The following is a 3,819-nucleotide window of genomic DNA, read 5'->3' on the forward strand; positions in this document are numbered from 1 at the left end:
CGGCGGCCCCGAGGAGAGTAGTGGAGAGTCGGGCAGTATGCTTGCCGCCGCGAAAAGGCGGCCCGTAAGATGGGTGCCGCGATGTCCGAGGAGAAAACTTCCGTCCATTCGATTTCGGACCTGCTGGGCAGTGCCCAGCAGCAGAGCGCGTATCTGATCGTCATCAGCGCCAAGTCCGCGGCGGGCATCGGGCGGATGTTCAAGCTGGACCGCTCCGAGGTCGTCCTGGGGCGCAGCTCCGAGGCGCAGTTCCAGGTCGAGGATGACGGCATCTCCCGCAAGCACGCCAAGGTGGTGGCGCTGGGAGACGGCCGGTTCCAACTGGTGGACCTGGCCAGCACGAACGGGACGTACCTCAACGGCCTGAAGGTCAACGCCGCCCCGCTCTACGACGGCGACAAGATCCAGATCGGCTCCAACACCGTCCTCAAGTTCTCCATCCAGGACGCGCTGGAGGAGCAGTACCAGCGCAGCATCTATGAGTCCGCCACGCGTGACGGCCTCACCCGCGTCTACAACAAGAAGTACTTCCTGGAGACGGTGCGCAAGGAGTTCAGCTACTGCCTGCGCCACCGGGTGCCGCTGTCGCTGGTCCTCTTCGACGTGGACCACTTCAAGAAGATCAACGACGCGTATGGCCACCCGGCTGGTGACTACGTGCTGACGCGCATCGCCCAGCGGGTGAGCGACACGGTGCGCACCGAGGACCTGCTCGCGCGCTACGGCGGCGAGGAGTTCGCGCTGATGCTGCGCGAGTCCGCCGAGGACCAGGCCCTGGCGTGCGCGGAGCGCTGCCGGTACGCCGTGGACAAGGCCGACTTCGTCTTCAGCGGCACGCCCATCAAGGTGACCATCAGCCTGGGCGTGGCCACGCTGCTGGACTCGGACTTCTCCCAGCCCGAGGACCTCATCGCCGCGGCGGACAAGTACCTGTACCGGGCGAAGCGCGCAGGCCGGAACCGCGTGGACGCGAAGGCCATCAGCGGGCTCTGAGTTTCGGGCGCGGCCCCCGCGCCTATTGGCCGAAGCCCAGTCGCCGCAGCGCCTCGCGCGATACGTGCTTCACATGGGAATCCGGGTCGCGCGCGGCTGCGTCCGATAGCGCGGCCGCCGCCTGCGCTCCGCCAATCCGGCCCAGGGCCGTTGCCGCGGCCACCCGCACAGCGGCCTCCGGGTCCTCCCGCAGACACCCGGCCAGCGCCTTCACATGGGACGCGCGGCCAATCTGCTCCAGTGCCTCGGCGGCGGCGGTGCGCACCACCACATGTTCCGACTCCAGCAGCATCGCGGCCTCATCGCCTCGGGACGTCTGCCGTTGAAGCGCCAGCAACTCCAGTGCGGCGCTCACCACCTCGGGAGCCCCGTCCCTCAGCGCACGCGAGGTGGCCTCTGACACTCCCGGCTGCCGCGTCGTCAAACCGCTCAAGGCCCGCACGGCCCCTGCCCGCAGCAGCGGCTGCGCATCTGTCAGGAACGGCTCCACCGAGGACACCCGGTCTCGAGCCCCCTCGCTACAGTCCGCCAGTTGTGCCAGCGCGGCCCCTCGGACGGATGCGGCCAGCGCCTTGTCCCGAGCCGTCCCCTGGAAGAACGCCGCACACCCCTTCTCCCTCGCCATGGCCTCCAGCCACGGCCGAGCCCGCATCGCGTCACTCGACTCGATGCGCCGCTCCGCCGCCGTGCGCAGCGGGACGCCTTCCGCCTCGGCCAGCGCCCGCGCCGCATCCCGGCGCACCCATCGGTCCGAATCGCCGAGCGCCCGCTCCAGCTCCCGCATCGCCAGCGGCCCATACACGCGCAACGACTCCACCGCGCGTCGGCGCTGAAGTGGATCCGCCACGGTCAGCTCCGGCTGCATGCCCTCCAGCTCCTTCGAATACACAGCGAAGAGCCGGTTGATGCGCGCCTCCTCCGCGGGCTTCGCCTCATCCAGCAGCATCCGTCCCACCGACGACCGGCTGCGTCCGGCCACCACCTTGAGCGCGCTGGCGCTGACCGCATCCACGCTCTCCGGCCGCGTCGCCATGGCGTCCAGCAGGACGCGGGCGGGCTTGCGGCTCAGGAACGCGGCCAGGTGGGCCAGCGCCGAGCCCCGAACCGCCAGGTCCTCCGCGTACAGCTCCAGCTCCAGCGCCTCGCGAATGGCCTCCCGTCGCCCCCACACGCGGGCCGCGGCGTTGGCGCCGCGAGGTCCGGCCTCTCGCAGGAACTTCGCGGAGGAAGCCCCGGCCTCCGCCGCGGCGCGAGCCGCCGTCAGACACGCCGTCAGGTTGGACGACACCGGCTCCGCCATGACCCAATCCGCCAGGGCCCGGCGATCCGTGACGCCCTGACGCCTGGCATCCGCGCGCACCGCCGCCCACCTCACCCGCCAGTCCGGGTCCTTCATGGCGGAGACGAGCGGCGCCCGGGGAATGGGCCGCTGCCCCGCCAGACCCTGCACCCAGGAATCCACGCGGCCGCCCGGCAGGCAGCTGCCGCAGGTCCGAGCGCGCAGGGCCGGATCCGTCACGTGCCGCTGACAGGACATCCAGCATTCTCGGGTTGGGGTCCCACCTTGCTGCTGGCCGGTCGTCAGGAGTACCACCAGGAGGAGGGCTGGGCTCACGAGGCGGACAGTGTAGTCCATCCGACTTAGCCTTTTCGTCCAGCGTCCTTGCGTTTTCCCTCTCAGTGGGTCATACCCGCTGCCCCTTTTGATCTACACCCACATCTACGTACGGCGGAAGGAGGTGACTGCATGCCCGGTATCCGAGTGAAGGAAGGAGAGTCCATCGAGAGCGCCCTCAAGCGCTTCAAGAAGGCCACCGAGAAGGCTGGAATCCTTTCCGAGATCCGTAAGCGCGAGCACTACGAGAAGCCTTCCGTGAAGCGGAAGAAGAAGGCCCTCGCCGCCAAGAAGCGCGCTGTGAAGAAGGCCCGCAAGTCGTTCTAGGCGCGTGCCTCGCGCGTGGAGCCGGGGCGCCACCGATGTCAGGTGCCCTGGCTCCCGCCGTCGAAGTCCCCCTGAACAACGTCTTACCCTCCGGAGCTGCGACCATGGCCACCCTGAAGGAGCGGATCGACGCGGACCTGAAGGACGCGATGCGGTCCAAGAACGAGCTGACGCTCAGCGTGCTGCGGATGCTCAAGAGCGCGGTGAAGTACAAGGAAGTGGAGCCCGGCGCGTCCGCACTGGATGACGCGGGAGTCCTCACCATCATCGCCGGCCTCATCAAGCAGCGCCGTGATTCCGTGGAGCAGTTCAAGACGGGTGGCCGCCCGGAGCTGGCAGAGAAGGAAGAGGCTGAAATCAGCATCCTTCAGAACTACCTGCCCAAGCAGCTGACCGCCGACGAGCTGGCCGCCGAGGTCCGTGCCGCCATCGCCGAGACGGGCGCCAAGGGTCCCAAGGACATGGGCGCGGTGATGAAGAACCTGAACGCCAAGATTCACGGCAAGGCGGAAGGCCGAGCCATCTCCGAGGCCGTGAAGTCGGAGCTCGCGAAGCTCTCTTGAGCATTCCACCGTTCTGAGGTCAGCGCTGGCGCTGTCGGGAAACCGGCGGCGCCTTTGCATTGAAGGGCTGGACAGGGATGCGGAAACTTGCTCCCTCGGCCCCTCGTCATTAAGTGCCTGGGTCAGTCCCGCCGTGCCCCCCGCTCCCCCCAGCGGAAGTCGCGTGCAGGGGCCTCAGGAGTCCACCCCATGCCGCAACCACTCCCTGCCCTCGCGAGCGCTCCGGCTTCAGCCCCCATGGGGATGATCCGCCAGGTCGGCCGGTGGGCAGGCGACGTCAGCCCTGCCAGGCAGGATGCAGGGGCTGGGCCCGCCCAGGGG

Annotated in this window: 4 protein-coding genes; 3 read left to right on the top strand and 1 reads right to left on the bottom strand. The window is 68.8% G+C overall.

The genetic code is table 11. The features are described 5' to 3' along the window. The first annotated feature begins 81 nt into the window (after positions 1–81). Complete coding sequence (locus tag FL344_RS37900; RefSeq protein ID WP_026114337.1) at positions 82–993, top strand: GGDEF domain-containing protein; 912 nt, start codon at positions 82–84, stop codon at positions 991–993. A 22-nt stretch (positions 994–1,015) separates the two neighbouring features. Here the strand turns inward: FL344_RS37900 and FL344_RS37905 are convergent, their stop codons facing one another. Then, positions 1,016–2,629, bottom strand: coding sequence for a HEAT repeat domain-containing protein (locus tag FL344_RS37905; protein WP_141621926.1), 1,614 nt, complete (start codon positions 2,627–2,629; stop codon positions 1,016–1,018). Between the two features lie 111 nt (positions 2,630–2,740). On the opposite strand from FL344_RS37905, the gene rpsU reads away from it, so the two are divergent. Continuing rightward, a complete protein-coding gene (rpsU, locus tag FL344_RS37910; RefSeq protein ID WP_002614080.1) occupies positions 2,741–2,935 on the top strand; it encodes a 30S ribosomal protein S21 in 195 nt (64 codons plus the stop codon). Positions 2,936–3,039: 104 nt separating this feature from the next. Then, the gene (locus tag FL344_RS37915) at positions 3,040–3,498 is read left to right on the top strand and encodes a GatB/YqeY domain-containing protein (protein ID WP_026114338.1); all 459 of its coding nucleotides are present in this window, start codon (positions 3,040–3,042) and stop codon (positions 3,496–3,498) included. The last annotated feature ends 321 nt before the right edge of the window (positions 3,499–3,819 follow it).

This window comes from Myxococcus sp. AB036A (assembly GCF_006547355.1).
GTDB lineage: Bacteria > Myxococcota > Myxococcia > Myxococcales > Myxococcaceae > Myxococcus > Myxococcus virescens.